The organism is Armatimonadota bacterium (assembly GCA_017993055.1).
GTDB lineage: Bacteria > Armatimonadota > UBA5829 > DTJY01 > DTJY01 > JAGONM01.
The window spans coordinates 89,080-104,482 of the sequence record JAGONM010000006.1; the positions used below are offsets into that span (position 1 = coordinate 89,080).

Sequence of the window (15,403 nt, forward strand, 5' to 3'; positions counted from 1 at the left end):
GGAGGGAGTTCAACTCCCTCCCCAGCAGTCTGTGAGTCATTAGCACAGGCGGGGGGACATGATTATTCAGTCGCACAGGGGAGCGGGCAACCTGGGCCCGGAAAACACGCTGGAGTCGTTCAAGCTCGGCTGGGAGATGGGATTCATTCCTGAAGCCGACGTCCGTGTGACAAAGGACGGCGTGCTGGTTGCCTTCCACGATAACGACTTCACCAGGTTAGCGCCTGGAGCCCCCGCGGAGATGCGCGAACTCAGCATTGGGAACTTCACCTGGGAACAGATTCGCGGACTCGATGTCGGCTCGTACAAGGGACCGGAGTTCGCGGGACAGCGGATACCGAAGATCACAGATGTCTTCGAAGCGCTGCGGGAGCGTCCAGGTTGTCAGCTCATTCTCGACTTCAAGGATCTGTCGCTCTCTGATCTGGCGTCACTTGCGCGACAGCACGGCATCATCGGTCAGACGATACTCGCATCCACTGTCTACGCGCATCACGTCGAGTGGAAAGAGCTTGCTCCGGAGAGCGAGACCCTGCTCTGGATGGGTGGCACAGAGGAACGTCTGCGCGAGCGGCTTCAGGAGCTGAGGGCTGTGGAGTTCAAGTCCATCACGCAGCTTCAGATACACGTGAACCTGATTGACGACCTCAGCGCGGACGAGCCGTTCAGCCCGTCGTCGCCATTCCTGCGTGACGCCTGCGCGGAGATCAAGTCACGGGGGATCGTCTTCCAGTCGCTCCCGTGGAGAGTCGCGGATGTGGCGGTCTACCACCGGCTGATGGACCTGGGGATTGACTCGTTTGCATCGGACGATCCGCAGGTTGTGCTGGAGGCGGCACGAACCTACAAGGGATAGCTTGTTGATAGCGCGCGCGCTTCTCGTGATGCTGATCCTGGCCTCAGCGGTTGACTCCGCCCCTCAACGCTTCGAGTACTCCGAGATGGCGATGGGCGTTCGGGCTCGGATCGTCATGTATGCGCCTGATGAGCAGCATGCCCTGGATGCCGCACGGGCCGCGTTCGATCGGATCGCCTGCCTCGAACAAGTCATGAGCGACTACCGCCTGGACAGTGAGATCAATCGGCTCTCCCCCCAGCCGGTTCGAGTCAGCCCCGAGTTGTACTACATCCTCCGCAAGTCGCAGGACCTCTCCCGCCGCTCGGACGGTGCTTTCGACATCACCGTCGGCCTGCTCGTCAAGCTCTGGAGGACGGCACGCAAGTCGGGCAAGCTTCCTGAGCAGTCGGAGATCGACGCCGGTCGGGAGCTGGTCGGCTGGCGGAAGGTGATCATCGATCCGAAGGCCAGAACGGTCCGGCTGGAAACCCCGGGGATGCAACTCGATCTCGGTGGCATCGCCAAGGGATATGCGTGCGAAGAGGCAGTCCGCGTTCTCAAGGAGCACGGTATCACGAGCGCGCTCGTCGAGATGGGCGGCGACATTGTGGCCAGTGGCTCTCCGCCCGGCAAGTCTGGCTGGGAGATCATTGTAGGACCTGATTCAGATCGGCGATTAGTGTTGTCGAATCTCGCCGTCTCATCATCCGGCGATACTGAGCAGTTCGTGGAGATCGGTGGAAAGCGGTACTCCCATATCGTCGATCCGCGGACCGGCCTCGGGCTGACCGACCGCATCGCGGTGACGATCATCGCCCCGACCGGCATGCTGTCCGACGGCCTCTCGACTGCCGTGAGCGTCCTGGGTGAGGAGAAGGGCAGGGCGCTCGTCAAGCAGTACCCGCGGGTGAAGGCTCTCATCCGCCGAGCAGCCGACTAGCCGACCGCCACTAGCACCAGGCCGACGAACATCGCCGCGACGCCGAGCATCTTCGCCGGATAGTGCGGCTCCTTCAGCAGCAGGACTCCGAACATGGCGCCCAACGGAATGCTCAACTGCCGGAACGCGACCACGTAGCTCACGTTCGCGACGAAACCCATCGCGATCAGTACCATCGAGTAGGCGAGGTAGATGCCGATGCCCGCGAGCAGGGAGTCGCGCGCCTGGAATCTGACCGTGTCTGCGAATGATGCCCGGCCGCTCCTGGTGGTCAGGACGAAGACTACAAGCCAGAACGTCGCGGAGAGTCCCTCGATGAGCGCGTAGTTGAGGGTAAGCATCGTTCTCCCCGCGGAGATATCCGACATCGAGCGCAGAATCCTGAGAGCATGGTCGTCCACCATCGAATAGCCGCATGTGCCGATCGCAGCTACCATCGCCATCAGCCCGGAGAGGTGCAGCAGGTCCCGCGGCTTCCACTCGCTCATGCTCCGTATGGGAAGAACCAGTCCACCGGTAGCGATGAGCATCATGCCCACTACGGAGAGGAGAGTCAGCTCGTGTCCCCGGCCGATGAGGAGGTTGATGCCCGCGACCATCAGCACCGGGGCCGATCGCGCGAGCGGGTAGGCGATGGACATGTCGCCGGTCCGATACGCGCCCGCAAGTCCCACGTAGTAGATGGCCTGGAAGAAACCTGTGATCACCAGGAGCGCCCACACCTCGGGCGAGAAGGCGGCCACGATCCCCGGACTGAGGATCGCTACCGGTGAGAGGCATGCGCACCCGAGGATCGTTGCCAGCAGGAACGAAGCGGGCGAGCAGTTGCCCTTCTTTCCGACAAAGTTCCACGCGGCGTGTACAGTGGCTGAGATACAGAGGATGATGACGGCGGTGAGCGTCATTTGACGCCCCAGATATCATCGTACAGCCGCCGGACGCGCCCCTGAAGCCTGCCCAGCATCTCGGTTGCGTCCAAGTCTCCGGCGGCGTGAGCCAGCATCAAACGCCCCTCCTCCACGCAGAGTTCGTCGTGGATGGGAAAGACCTCGCGCAGCAGGTACTGCACGCACTTCACGAGCCGGAACGGACCGAACGCGCGGGGCGATTCGCCTGTAATAGCTTCGACAGCGACCGAGTTAAGTCCCTTGATCCCGCCGATGATGTCGGGCAGATCGGGTGTCGGAGAGAATACGATCGTGTAGTACCAGCCGAAGAGGTCGGACTGCTCCGTGCCGTGGGAGTCGCTCGACCCGACGATAGGGATGCGTTTCCCTTGTGCACGTTCCTCCTCATAGCGGGCGACCTGCAGCTTGTTAGACTCATACTCGCCTCTGAAGAACCCGCCGATGATCTCGAAGGCGTCGTAGGGCTGCCTAGCGAAGATCATGTCGGTCAGATGGAGCGGCACATCGTACCGATGCTGCGTGATCCAATACGGGTGGCAGAAGATGCCGAGTCCGTCCGCCTCGCGGATCTTGTCGAAGCACCAGACGCATGAGGCGTACTGATATGGCACGCCGCGCTCCTTCTCGATGGCGCCCACCTCGGAGCGATACTCGTCGGTGTCGAACAGCTCGTTGATGCTGAACCGTCCGCCGAAGTTCACGATGTGGACCGGATTATCCGGCGGATGGACCTCCTCGCCGGGGTAGATCCCCAAATCAATCGGGACGCCATCGTATGCCTGTATTGCATCCAGGGATGGAGCGTACTTGCGATGGTCCGTGACCGCCATGAAGTCGAACCCCGCCCTGCGGTACTTGCCAGCAACATAAGCGGGCGACTCCTTGCCGTCGGAGTGGTGCGTGTGAACGTGCAAGTCGCCTTTCCACGGCCTGCAGCGGAAGAGGTCTTCGTCTACGGCACAAAGCCGGAACTCAGCAATCAGCTTCGGTTTGCGGTCATCGATCCGCTCGATCAGGACGGTATATTCCTGTTCGCTGAAGGGCGTGATCGGTACCGATATTGCGCCGCCGACGGGTGTTGCTGCCTGCCGGGGTATCTCTCCCCAGGTCGTCTGTCCGGCAATGCCCTCGGTGGGGATGATCGCCACTTGGTGCTGCGATCCATGTGTGAACCGAACATGGTCATACAGCGGCCGAAACGTCACCACCGACGTGCGCCCGACGGGCAGTACCTTCGGTGACACGCCAAAGAACTTCGATTCGATGCGCAACCGCACTCTCTCCTTAGGTTATCTAAGTATCATGGTCAGATCGTCGAGGTATGTTCGGACCCAATACCCGTGCCATGGCTGCAGGGTCTCGCATGAAGCGAAGTTCTCCGGCAAACCGATATCCATCAACCCCTGATTCGCCGCATCCCACCAATACCCGCCGGTGTCCATCCACGCGTTCGATCCCGCCGAGCCGATCGGCACCGTCTCCGATCCATGCCTGACCAAGACGTTCGGCCACTGCTTATCGGTCGGGAACGGGCAGCCGATGATCGCCCATCCCGCGGACTGCAGATGGATATCGCTGGTGGCCGGAGCGCCTGCTCGAGCCTGATAGCTTATTGTACCAGCAGAACTCGACTGCAGCCAGTAGCCGCTCTTCGTGTCTAGGTTGCCGAACTGCTCCGGACTCCACGAGTCATATATGCTCAATCCCTGAGTCGGATTGTCCCAACGGTAGAGCCTACCGTCGATGTTGACGCCGTCCAGGACGGAGGCGGGATCGGGATTCACGGGTTCGAGCGGCAGGCTGAACAGGCTCCAGCCGTTCACCGCCACGTCGGACGATGAGGCAGTCGTGTAACCGAGTTCGAAGTTCTCTCGCAGCACGTCTCCCGCTTCGATCCGCTGATCGCCGTAGGTTCGGGTCGGGAAGCCGGCCTTCGAGCAGGTGATCACGTATGCGCCGGGCGGGAGATCGATGAACCCGTAGGTTCCGGTGGCATCCGTGAGAGTAGTCCTGGTGACCGGACCAATGGCAGTGACCGTTGCCTTGTAGACCCAGTCGCGGTAGATGGGATCGTTCGGGTGCGACGCGTCGGTCACGGTGCCGAAGATGATGCCGGTCGTTGGCGCTGTCTTCCACGGCATGTCGGGAGTCGGCACGGGCGAGGTGTAGATGCTGGACCCGACAGCGCTGAACAGTTCCGTCGATGGCAGGCCGTCCTTGGTGTCGTTGGAGTAGTTGTACGTCGAAACGCCGTCTGCGCCCATGCTCATAGCTGCGTAGATCTGCCCGATGCTGTTGCCGATCGTGTTCCTGTAGGTCGACATGCCGACGTAAGAGTGCCGACCGTATCGGCTGTCCACCGAGAACTGCGCCCAGTCGCGGAAGGCCTTCGCCTCCGCCGGTACCGAATCGTCTCTGTAGTCCATGGGGATCGACGCGTCGAGGATATGGTCTTCCATCCACTTGTGCCAGTCCTGCAGGACGGAGGAGTAAGGGGATGAGATCGTGAAGTCCGTGACAGAACCTCCTGTTATCGTGTCCGCAGTCATCTTTACGTGCGGTTTGAGCGCCATCACTTCGAGATAGCATTTCTTCACGAGGTCGGTCACCTGTTGGCGGCGGTAGTCGCACCAGGTGGTCCAGCCGGTCTCACTGCTCGAGTTCGGCGGCCAGAAACCGTATTCGTCGTAGAAGCGCTGTCTTGTGATCTCATTGTAGCCCCATGTGTTGCCCTGGTAGCGGATGTAGTCGAAGTTGACGCCGTCCACGTCGTACTTGCTCGCGATGTCCAGCACAATCTTGCAGACGTAGTCCTGCACCCCGGGCACGCCCTGATCGAGGAGGTAGAAGTCCTTGTTCAGGTACGCGCCCGACGAGTCTCGCGTGAGCCACTCGGGATGCTCGTAGTACACCGGCGGCGCGTTTGTGGCCGAGCTGTTCGCGATTCGATATGCGACCAGCCACGCGTGGACTTCCATCCCTACCGCGTGGGCCTTCGTGATCATTTCCGCGAGCGGGTCGAAAGGAAGGGGATCGGTAATCGCGGTCGCCCTGTTCTCATACGCCGAGTCGTAGAACGCGTCCCCGCACTTGCGTACCTCGGGGATGACGACGTTGTAGTTCGCCTGATGGAGTGTGTCTACCAGCTCAGTGACTTCGGCCGCGCTCCGAAAACCGGGGCTCCATCCATCGGCCCACGCCGAGCGGAATGCCGGCGTCTGTGGGATCTCGCTCGAGGCGGTGAAGGTGAGATCGGCCGAGGCCGCTGCGTTGTCGTACAGGTCCTCGGACTTCACGCGGAAATGGTAGGTCGTCGGGAAAGACAGCCCCGTGATGGTCACAGAGTGGTCCAGAACCAGCGCCGTCTGCTTCGGTGTCTCGCTGCCGTATGAAACGCTGTCGCCGAACTCCACCTGGGAGGTCGCCGGTTCATCGGTGGTCCAGGTAACTGTCGCGCGGGTGGGTTCAGGCCTCGAGGTGACGGAGGAGATGATCGGCGGACTCGTGTCCGGCTCTGACGAAGTCGTCGGGGAGTAGAAGCGCACCGCGTCCGCCATTACGACCTTGTCGGTCTCAGGGCCCTGATTGGTGATGCGCACCCAGTTCCCCACACCTGAGTCCACTGCGTAGGTGCCGATGCAGAACCACTGCTGGCCGTTGATCTGCTGGTTGACATAGACCGTGTTGTCGCCTGAAGTCGTATGAATGATGTACCGGGCCTGAGTCGGCCGGTTCGATCCCGCCGGATACCAGGCGTAGATGCTCCAATCACTCGCCGCAACCGGGATGTACGGCAGGTACGTGGCGCTGTTCGTGCCGGTAAGGCTCTGGGAGCAGTAGTAGTAGTCGTCGCCGTATTTCGTCAGTGTGACCGTGCCTGTGGTCCACGCGCCGACGACCTCCGCGTTCGGGTTGTCAATGATGATCTCCGACTCGGCGGCGACTCTCGACGCGCATAGCACAGAGATCAGCACCATGAATCCCCGAATCAGTTGTGGCCGCATGGCAGTCATCTCCTCGACGCATATGTCGTTGTCTCGAGTATTGTCCGGGCCTACTGCAGGGTGAGAGTCACGTCGTCCACATAGGTCTGGACCCAGTACCCATGCCACGGTTGGAGGGTCTCCCAAGGAGCGAAGTCCTCGGGAAGGCCGATCTCCATCAGGCCCTGAACCGACGCGTCCCACCAGTAGCCGGTCGAGCTCAGCCAGCTGTAGGTGTGCGACGCGTCGAAGATCGATGCAGTCGCCGCGCCGTGCTTTGCCGTAGTGTTCGGCCACTGCTTGTCCACCGTGAACGGGCAGCCGATGATCGCCCAGCCGCCCGTCGGGAGCACGATGTCGTGGGTCGTGGCGCTGCTCGGGATGCCCTGGTACGAGACCGTCCCGGCCGATGCTGACTCGAGCCAGTAGCCGTTCTCGATGTCCACATCGCCGAACGCTTCCGGACTCCATGAGTCGTAGATGCCGAGTCCCTGGGTCGAGTTATGCCACTTGTAGAGCTTGCCGTCGATATCTATCCCACTGAATACCGCGGCAGGGCTGGGGTCCTCCGGCTGAACCGGAAGGCTCAGCAGACTCCAGCCGTCGACTACCACGCCAGCGGGTGAGGTCACGGTAGTCGCTTGACCGAGTGCCGCATCTCTCTTCGCGACTTGTCCGGCAGTGATAGTCACACCCGTGATGACCTGGGGAGCGAAGCGCGACTTGGACACCGTTACGCTGTATGTCCCGACGGGGAGATCGAGGAACCCATAGGTGCCGGTCGCATCCGTCGTCGTGCTCCGGGTCACTGGGCCGTTCACGGAAACATCGGCTTTGTATATCCAGTCCTGATAGATCGGATCCTTCGGGTGCGAGGCATCCGTCACATTGCCGAAGATGATGCCGGTCGTGGGGGCGGTCTTCCAGGGCATGTCCGGCGTCGGCACCTTGGTCGTGAACAAGTTTGTCTGGATACCGCTGAAGAAGTTGGCAGCCGGCTCGGCATCCTTGTTCGTGACTGCATAGCTGTAGTTGACGAGTCCGAGTCCCACCTCCCGCGCAACCTGCATCTGGTGAACGCTGTTTGTTATGGAGTTGAGATAGTTGGCCTGTCCCTCCATGCCCGTTCTGCCCGTGTCATCCTGCTGAATGGCAAGCCAGTCCGTCAATAGATCGTAGTCGAGTGCCTGCGCCGTATCGTGTTCGCGCTTGTAGTTCATAAGCCTGTTGGAGTCCACAACGTGCTCCTGCATCCATCTCCTTGCGTCCTGGAAGACTCCGCTGTACTGCTGAGTGGACTCATAATCGGTATGAGGGTCTCCGCCCATCCAGGCTACGGAGTCGATGGCCACGTTGACGTGAGGCTTGCTAGCCAGAATGTTCAGATAGCACTTCTTCACCAGATCGGTCACCTGCTGTCGCCGATAGTCGCACCAGGCGTCCCAGTTGGGGTCTGACGACGATGTCGGCGGGGCAAAACCGAATTCGTCGGTGAACCGCTGTACCGTGATGGGGTTATAGCCCCACTCGGTTCCGGGATAGCGGATGTAGTCGAACTCGAATCCGTCGATGTCGTACTTGCCGACGATGTCCATGACGAGATCGCAGATGTAGTCCTGCGCGCCGGGAACCCCTGGATCTAGGTTGTAGTACCCGCTCTCCGAGGTAGCTCCCGAACTGCTCGTCAGTGCCCACTCGGGATGCAGCGTCCAGACATGGTTCGCCGGTGCGGCTCCCCATGAGGTGTTCCAGATGCGGTAGGTGACGATCCAGGGATGGACCTCCACGCCCGCGGCATGTGCCTTGGCAATCAGGTCCGCGAGTGGATCGAACGTCGAGCCGACGATGTTGGTCGCGCGCGGCTCGTATGCCGAGTTGTAGTATGCGTCGCCGCACTTCCGAACCTCGGGGATGATCGCGTTGTAGTTGGCGCCGCCGACCGTGTTCACGAGAGTCGTCACCTGCGCTGCGCTCAGGATGCCCTGGTGCCAGGTGTCGACCCAGATTCCTCTGAACTCCCCGGCGATCGGGGCTGTCGTAGTGAAAGAGCCGTCATCGGATACCACCGCGTTACCGAGCGCGTCTTCCGACTTCACCCGGTAGTGGTACGTCGTCAAGGGCGAGAGTCCTGCCACCGTTACGCTGTGGTTCTGAACGAGTCCCGAGTTCTTGGCCGTCTCATTGCCGTAAGATGCTGTAAGACCGTATTCTACCTGCGAGGTCGCCGGCTCGTTGGTGACCCATGACACCGCAGCCGAGTTGAACGCCGGCACTGCTGAGAGCTGAGAGATCACTGGCGGCTCGCTGGCCGTGGTGGTGAATGTCAGGTCGCCCGATAAGCTCGGGTTGCCGGCGGCGTCCACCGATCTGACCCGGTAGTGGTAGAGAGTTTGCGGAGTCAGCCCCGAGAGACTGACGGTATGATTGACAACGAGCGAATTGTCAAAGCTGCTGAGCGTGCCGTAGGACGTCGTCGGGCCGTACTCCACCTGAGAGGTGGCCGGCTCGTTTGTCGTCCAGGTCGTCATCGCTGAGGTTTCGCCGGGTGATGTGCCTATCCCGCTCATGACCGGCGGATCGGTGTCGCCGGAACCCGCTTCGGAGTAGAACCGAATGGCGTCCGCCATGACGACCTTTGTTGTGTCCGTTCCGTAGTTGGTGATCCTCGCGTAGCCGTCCGTCCCGGCGGCAAATGAGCAGTTTGCGAGGAAACTCCATTTCCCGCCGTTAGTCTGCTGGTTCACGTAGAGGGTGGTGTCGCCGGTAGACGCATGTATGATGTACTGAGCGTTGATGGGCCTGCCCGAGCCCTGCGGGTACCACGTGTAGACGCCCCACACGCCATCGGTCGGAATGGCCGGCGTGTACGTAGCCGTCTTGAGGGTGGTCGTGTTCTGACCGGCGAACCTGTAGTCAGCGCCGTATTTGTCCGAGGACGATGTGCCAGTCTGCCAGCTTCCGACGAATACCGCGGAGGGATTATCAACGATGATCTCGGTGGCCGCGAGTACCAACGATTGTACAACCAGAGCGATCAGCACGACGAGGAGTGTGGTGAGGGTCTTGCGCATTGCTGATTGTCACTTCCTTTGCCGGACTGCCATTCGGGGGGAAAGAGGCTAATCCATGGTAACATACGACGCTGATCGGGTCAAGCCGATCCCAGGAAACTGGTAGAACTACCGGGTTGGATTGCAGGGCGCCTGACAGAGGGATTCGCACCTGCTCTCAGGAACACTACATGCGGCGAGCGCAGATCGTTTTGCCAGGTAATGCACAAGGAGAACAAGCCCCGAAATGCCCAATAGAGCCATCATCCTGCTCTGCGTATCTATGCTGATGTCCTCGGCCTGTGGATCACAGTCGAAACCTTCTGCTGAGCTCCTGAGGACGGAGTATCTGGCGAACCCCCTCGGCATCGACACTCCTGAGCCTCGAGTCGCGTGGCACTTCGTTCAGGAAGGACGAGCCTGCCGGCAGACCGCCTATGAGATCCAGGTTGCGGAGACCCCGTCTGCCCTCGGCAAGTCGAACGTCTGGTCCAGCGGACGCGTATCTTCCTCCGAGAGTGTGAACGTGCCCCTGCAGGGAATCAGGCTGTCGAGCAGCACGCGCTACTACTGGCGAGTCAAGGTCTGGGATGCGGCAGGCGTGGGGAGCAAGTGGTCCGACGTGGCCTGGTTCGAGACTGCGCTTCTCGAACCGGGGGAATGGCAGGGCGAGTGGCTGACTGTGCCTATGGGCGGCAATGGCTACCATTCGAGTCTTGCCAGGAGCGCCGGCTCTGCCAAGTGGGTGCAGATCGATCTGGGCGCGCGGCGGACGATCGCCGGCGTATCGCTCTACCCGGCGAGGCCGTACAACTGGCAGGAGGACGCGCCGGGCTTCGGCTTCCCGGTTCGCTACAGGATAGAGGCGTCGGACGATCCGGAGTTCAAGACCCCGACCGTATTGGTGGATAGGACGGACGGCGACCAGCCGAATCCTAAGGAAGAGACGGTGAAGCTGGACTTCCCCGCCGTCGATGCCAGGTACGTGCGCCTGACCGCCACCACTCTCTACAGGCGCTTCGACGGAGACTTCCTGCTCGCGTTCGCCGAGATGGACGTTCTGGACGGCTCCGGCCGGACAGTCTCCCGCAGTGCCGCCGTAAGTTCGCTCGACAGCGTCGAGGAGCACGGCTGGAACAGGACGCAGCTCACGGACGGCCAACTTCACTCGGTGAAGCCTCTGTCGTCAGCTCCCATGTTTCGCCATGAGTTCGACCTCGGTAAGCCGGTCAAGCGCGCGAGAGCGTACGTGACCGGTCTGGGATACTACGAGCTTCATCTCAACGGGCAGAAGGTCGGCGATCACGTGCTCGATCCGGCCTACACCGGTTTCAGCAAACGGGTGCTCTACAGCACATACGACGTGACCGACATGCTCAAGACCGGGCGTAATGCCGTCGGGGCGATGTTGGGCAGTGGATGGTTCAAGGAGTCGCCGAGGCTACTCCTGCAGATGAACGTGGAGTTCAAGGATGGTACCCGGACCAGGGTAACAACGGACTCCTATTGGAAGCGGAGCGAGGGGCCGATCCTTGAAAACTCGCTGTACCACGGTGAGACATACGATGCGCGCGCGGAGCAGGTCGGATGGGATATGCCCGGCTTCGATGACTCCGGCTGGCAGGAGGTTCTGCTCTCAACCACGCCGACACACACCCTGTCGGCGCAGATGATCCAGCCGATCCGCGTGACCGAGACCATGAAGCCGAAGAGCGTCACGAGCCCCAGGGAGGGTACCTGGGTCTACGACTTCGGCCAGAACTTCTCGGGTTGGTGCCGGCTCAAGGTATCCGGTCCTGCGGGGACTGAGGTCACGATGAAACACGCGGAGTGGCTCTATGACGATGGCACAGCGAACCAGGAGAACCTCCGGAGCGCGCGTGCGACAGACAAGTACATCCTGAAGGGGCAGGGGACCGAGACCTGGGAGCCAAGGTTCACCTACCACGGCTTCAGATATGTGCAGATCGAGGGCTTCCCGGGCAAGCCGGACCTCGACACGATCAAGGGGCGCGTGGTGAACACGAGTTTCACTGCGCACGGCGGCTTCGAGTGCTCGAATCCGCTGATCAACCGGATCCACAGCAATTCGTGGTGGGGATACCGCACCAACTGGCACAGCATCCCGACCGACTGCCCCCAGCGCGACGAGCGTCAAGGCTGGATGGCTGACGGACACATGACCGCCGACATGGGTCTGTACAACTTCGATGTCGCGCCGGCGTACACGAAGTGGCTGCAGGACATGCAGGACGCCCAGGGCGACGACGGCCGTATCCCTGATACCGTCCCGCACGTCTGGGGGTCGAATCCCGGCGACCCGATGTGGGCTTCCGCGTACCACTTCGTTACATGGGATATGTACCGCCACACGGGGGACCGTCAGCTTCTGGCCAGGCACTACGATGGGCTCAAGCGTTACGTGGACATGCTCGAACGGGAGGCAGGCGACGGGCATATCATCAGCAGGAACAACTACGGCGACTGGGTCGGTGTTGTCGAGACGCCGAGGGACCTGATCTCGACCGGCGGCTTCTACCGCTGCTCGTGGCTCACCGCGCGAATGGCGGAGATACTCGGGCACCCAGAGGATGTCCGGGTCTACGATCGTCTCTGCAGGCGCATCGCCGAGGCGTTCCATGCGAAGTTCTTCAACGCGGAGACGAACAACTACGGCAACGGCAGCCAGTACTCCAACGCCTGGCCGCTCTACCTCGGGATCGTCCCGGCCGACAGGCATGATGCGGTCGTGCAGAACCTGGTGAACGATATAGAGGTCAACCGCAAGGGTCACCTCAGCACCGGATTCCTAGGCGCGCGCTACCTGCTCGAGGTCCTCTGCCAGGAGGGGCACGCCGATGTGGCATACACGATCGTGACGCAGAAGGACTATCCCGGCTGGGGCTACATGATCGCTAACGGCGCGACCACCGTCTGGGAACTCTGGGTGAAGGCGACCGGCAACGGTATGAACTCGGCCAACCACCCGGCGTTCGGCTTCGTGGACGGCTGGTTCTACCGTGCCTTGGCGGGGATCAAGCCGGACGATATGGTCGGCGGTTTCGAGCGGTTCGACATCAAGCCGTTCGTCGTCGGCGACCTGAATGAGGCGAAGGCGGAGATCAACACGGTCCGCGGGCCGGTAGCCTCCCACTGGAAGCGCTCGAAGGACGGCCTGACGCTCGATGTGACGATCCCGGCAAACTCCCATGCCTCCGTCTGGGTCCCGAAGGTCGGGATCGCGGATCCCGAGGTGCGGATCGGCAGGACGCCGGTCTGGCGGAAGGGCAAGCTCGTCCCCGGCACGCCCGGGATCCATGCGGCTTCCGATGCTGGAGGGTGGGTGCGGTTCGAAGTAGGGTCTGGAGAGTATTCGTTCCTAGTCGGCAAGTAGTCACACATTCATAGGGGGAAGAATGACGTGTCATTCGATCTGAGCATAGGTGCCAACGATCATCCGATCTACAAGCGCGTGCACGAGATGGAGGCCGTGAAGGCGCACCATTGGCCCTCGGTTGCCTTCTACTTGTTTGTCTGCGCTGACGTTGTATGGCCCAATGACCCCGACAGGGTATTGCGAGAGAGGATCTCCACAATACTGATGCAGTACTCAGAAACCTTGGGGGAACAGGTGGAGAACTATCCGGCTCATATCGTGCAAGAGGATATGGAGAGCGTGTTGCCGGCGTTTCTAGGCTCTGTTCTGAGAAACCGGGGGCAGTAGTACTGGGTTCCTGGGAAAGAGAGTGAGAAAAATGCCTGGATGCGGCACGGCTGTTGCTTTCCTGATCGTCGTCACGTGTCTCGCCGCGTCGGCCGACTCGGTGCGTCGCCCGACAGCCGACATCCTCCCGCCGTGCGCGCTTCGGAGTGACATCGGCCATCCGCTCGACGCGAAGATATCGGCCTTCCTCCGGCGACAGAAGGAGTTCGCCGGCTTCGAGGACAGCGGGATCGCCAGCCGTGACTACCTGCGCATCATCGCCGGCGAGGTCGGTTTCTTCCGCAAGTGCCAAGACGAAACCGGCGCGATCGTCGACCCGATCGAGAAGATCGAGTGGCAGTACTCGACGCCGTGTTACGCCCTCTCGGTGGCGCTCCTCCATGCGACCGGCTTCAACACCGACCGGAAGCTCCTGGAGAGCGGCCTCAGGGCGATGGACCACTCGGTGGATGACATGCACAGATACGAGGCCCACGCCCATGGCGAGTTCTTCATACAACCGGTGATGCTTGCCCTTGACCTCTTTGAGGATGCCGCCTCATCCGACCGGGTCAGAGAATGGAAGCGCAAGATCGGCGACCTCGACCCGTACAAGCTCTACCCGGACAACCTCAAGCGCAAGACGAAGTGCTACAACCACAACGTCGTCGCGCTTGCGGGCGAGTACCTGCGCGCCAGGAAGGGGATCAAGTCCGATGCCGAGTTCTTTGAGACGCACCTCGCGCACCACGTCCAGTACATGACCCCGCACGGCATGTATCTCGACGCCTCGGAGGACCCGCCTCTCGCCTACGACGAGTTCACTCGGCAGAACTTCTCCAGCATCCTCTTGGAGGGCTACGTGGGCGCGTCGTACCGCCCGTTCAGGGAGTCGCTCTGGAGGGGCGCCTGGACCGCGCTCTTCATGCTCTCACCGTTCGGCGAGATCCCGACCGGCGGCCGGAGCGCCCAGCACATCTGGAACGAGGCGTCGGCGGTCGTGACCCACGAGACCTACGCCGCCCAGTACGCTCGCAACGGACGGATGCAAGAGGCCGGCGCGTTCAAGCGTGCTGCGCACCTGGCGACTATGAGCATCATGCGGTGGCTGAAGCCGAACGGGACTGGTTACGTCGTCAAGAACCGCTTCCCGATTGAGGCGCACCACGGCTACGAGCGCTACTCTGCCCAGTCGCAGTACAACCTGCTCGCCTGCTGGTTCCTCGCCGCGGCCTATCTCTATGCGGACGACTCGATCCCCGAGAGGCCGTGCCCGGCCGATGTCGGCGGCTATGTGGTCCCGGTCACCGATCAGTTCCACATGATCTTCGCCAACGCAGGAGGCAACTACGTGCAATACAACACCCAGGGCGACCTCCGCTACAATCCCACCGGCCTGATCCGCGTCCACCTGAGGGGATCGAACCCGCAGCTCGGCCCGTCCGACGGCACGGTGCAGAGATGGGACTCGAAGAAGAAGGAGTTTCTGCCCGAGGGTGAGCCGCTCTGCACCGGACCGGCCTGGCAGGACGCATCGGGTCGTTGGCATCGGCTGGCGGAATACGATACCGAAACGCCGCCAAGTGTAGAGGTGTTGGATGAAAACCATGACAGAGTTCGATTCCGCGTAACCTATACCGGCGACTTCGACGGTGCGGCCCGCATCACGGAGACGATCACCGTTGAGCACGGCGGCGTCACCGTGGAAGATGAGATGGCGGGCGACCTGAAGGCGATGCGAGTGTACTACCCGATGCTCGTCACCGACGGCATGGAGGAGACGAAGATCGCCCTCGCAAGGGACTCGGTCACTTTCTCACTCTGGGATGGGAAGATCCGGTATCGGCTGCTCGAGCCCTCTGGAATCGAACTGAAGCGCGGCGGAACTCGTCTTAACCACCGCAACGGCATCGTCGAGCCGCTGTACGGCGATATCCATGACCTCCGCGCAGTCTATCGAGTCGAGACCGTGCAGTAGAGC

General features: G+C 61.4%; 9 protein-coding genes. 5 read left to right on the plus strand and 4 right to left on the minus strand.

The annotated features are described in order from the left end of the window. Positions 1 to 58 precede the first annotated feature (58 nt). Together KBC96_04115 and KBC96_04120 are read left to right on the plus strand one after the other, a co-directional pair. Positions 59 to 856, plus strand: coding sequence for a glycerophosphodiester phosphodiesterase family protein (locus tag KBC96_04115; protein ID MBP6963574.1), 798 nt, complete (start codon positions 59 to 61; stop codon positions 854 to 856). A gap of 28 nt (positions 857 to 884) precedes the next feature. Beyond that, on the plus strand, positions 885 to 1,778 hold the full coding sequence (locus KBC96_04120) for an FAD:protein FMN transferase (GenBank protein MBP6963575.1): 894 nt from the start codon (positions 885 to 887) through the stop codon (positions 1,776 to 1,778). Here KBC96_04120 and KBC96_04125 read toward each other — a convergent pair. Genes KBC96_04125 through KBC96_04140 form a run of 4 tightly spaced genes read right to left on the minus strand, consistent with a single transcriptional unit; the run spans position 1,775 to position 9,740 of the window. Further along, on the minus strand, positions 1,775 to 2,683 hold the full coding sequence (locus KBC96_04125) for a multidrug DMT transporter permease (GenBank protein MBP6963576.1): 909 nt from the start codon (positions 2,681 to 2,683) through the stop codon (positions 1,775 to 1,777). The two genes, KBC96_04120 and KBC96_04125, sit on opposite strands and share 4 nt — an antisense overlap. After that, the gene (locus KBC96_04130) at positions 2,680 to 3,957 is read right to left on the minus strand and encodes a PHP domain-containing protein (GenBank protein MBP6963577.1); all 1,278 of its coding nucleotides are present in this window, start codon (positions 3,955 to 3,957) and stop codon (positions 2,680 to 2,682) included. The genes KBC96_04125 and KBC96_04130 overlap by 4 nt, the downstream gene beginning before the upstream one ends. An 18-nt stretch (positions 3,958 to 3,975) precedes the next feature. Next, positions 3,976 to 6,690, minus strand: a complete 2,715-nt coding sequence (locus tag KBC96_04135) for a family 10 glycosylhydrolase (GenBank protein ID MBP6963578.1) — start codon at positions 6,688 to 6,690, stop codon at positions 3,976 to 3,978. Between the two features lie 50 nt (positions 6,691 to 6,740). Then, the gene (locus KBC96_04140) at positions 6,741 to 9,740 is read right to left on the minus strand and encodes a family 10 glycosylhydrolase (protein ID MBP6963579.1); all 3,000 of its coding nucleotides are present in this window, start codon (positions 9,738 to 9,740) and stop codon (positions 6,741 to 6,743) included. A 226-nt stretch (positions 9,741 to 9,966) separates the two neighbouring features. Here KBC96_04140 and KBC96_04145 point away from each other — a divergent pair, with 226 nt between their 5' ends. The 3 genes from KBC96_04145 to KBC96_04155 are packed head-to-tail and all read left to right on the plus strand — an operon-like array spanning position 9,967 to position 15,400. Then, positions 9,967 to 13,113, plus strand: coding sequence for a family 78 glycoside hydrolase catalytic domain (locus tag KBC96_04145; GenBank protein MBP6963580.1), 3,147 nt, complete (start codon positions 9,967 to 9,969; stop codon positions 13,111 to 13,113). A gap of 27 nt (positions 13,114 to 13,140) precedes the next feature. Beyond that, positions 13,141 to 13,443, plus strand: coding sequence for a hypothetical protein (locus KBC96_04150; GenBank protein MBP6963581.1), 303 nt, complete (start codon positions 13,141 to 13,143; stop codon positions 13,441 to 13,443). A gap of 22 nt (positions 13,444 to 13,465) precedes the next feature. After that, a complete protein-coding gene (locus tag KBC96_04155; GenBank protein MBP6963582.1) occupies positions 13,466 to 15,400 on the plus strand; it encodes a hypothetical protein in 1,935 nt (644 codons plus the stop codon). The last annotated feature ends 3 nt before the right edge of the window (positions 15,401 to 15,403 follow it).

Excerpts from the sequence above, each read along its gene's own strand:
- KBC96_04115 (MBP6963574.1), top strand. The coding sequence starts at position 59 with ATGATTATTCAGTCGCACAGGGGAGCGGGCAACCTGGGCCCGGAAAAC.
- KBC96_04120 (MBP6963575.1), top strand. The coding sequence starts at position 885 with ATGCTGATCCTGGCCTCAGCGGTTGACTCCGCCCCTCAACGCTTCGAG.
- KBC96_04125 (MBP6963576.1), bottom strand. The coding sequence starts at position 2,683 with ATGACGCTCACCGCCGTCATCATCCTCTGTATCTCAGCCACTGTACAC.
- KBC96_04135 (MBP6963578.1), bottom strand. The coding sequence starts at position 6,690 with ATGCGGCCACAACTGATTCGGGGATTCATGGTGCTGATCTCTGTGCTA.
- KBC96_04140 (MBP6963579.1), bottom strand. The coding sequence starts at position 9,740 with ATGCGCAAGACCCTCACCACACTCCTCGTCGTGCTGATCGCTCTGGTT.
- KBC96_04145 (MBP6963580.1), top strand. The coding sequence starts at position 9,967 with ATGCCCAATAGAGCCATCATCCTGCTCTGCGTATCTATGCTGATGTCC.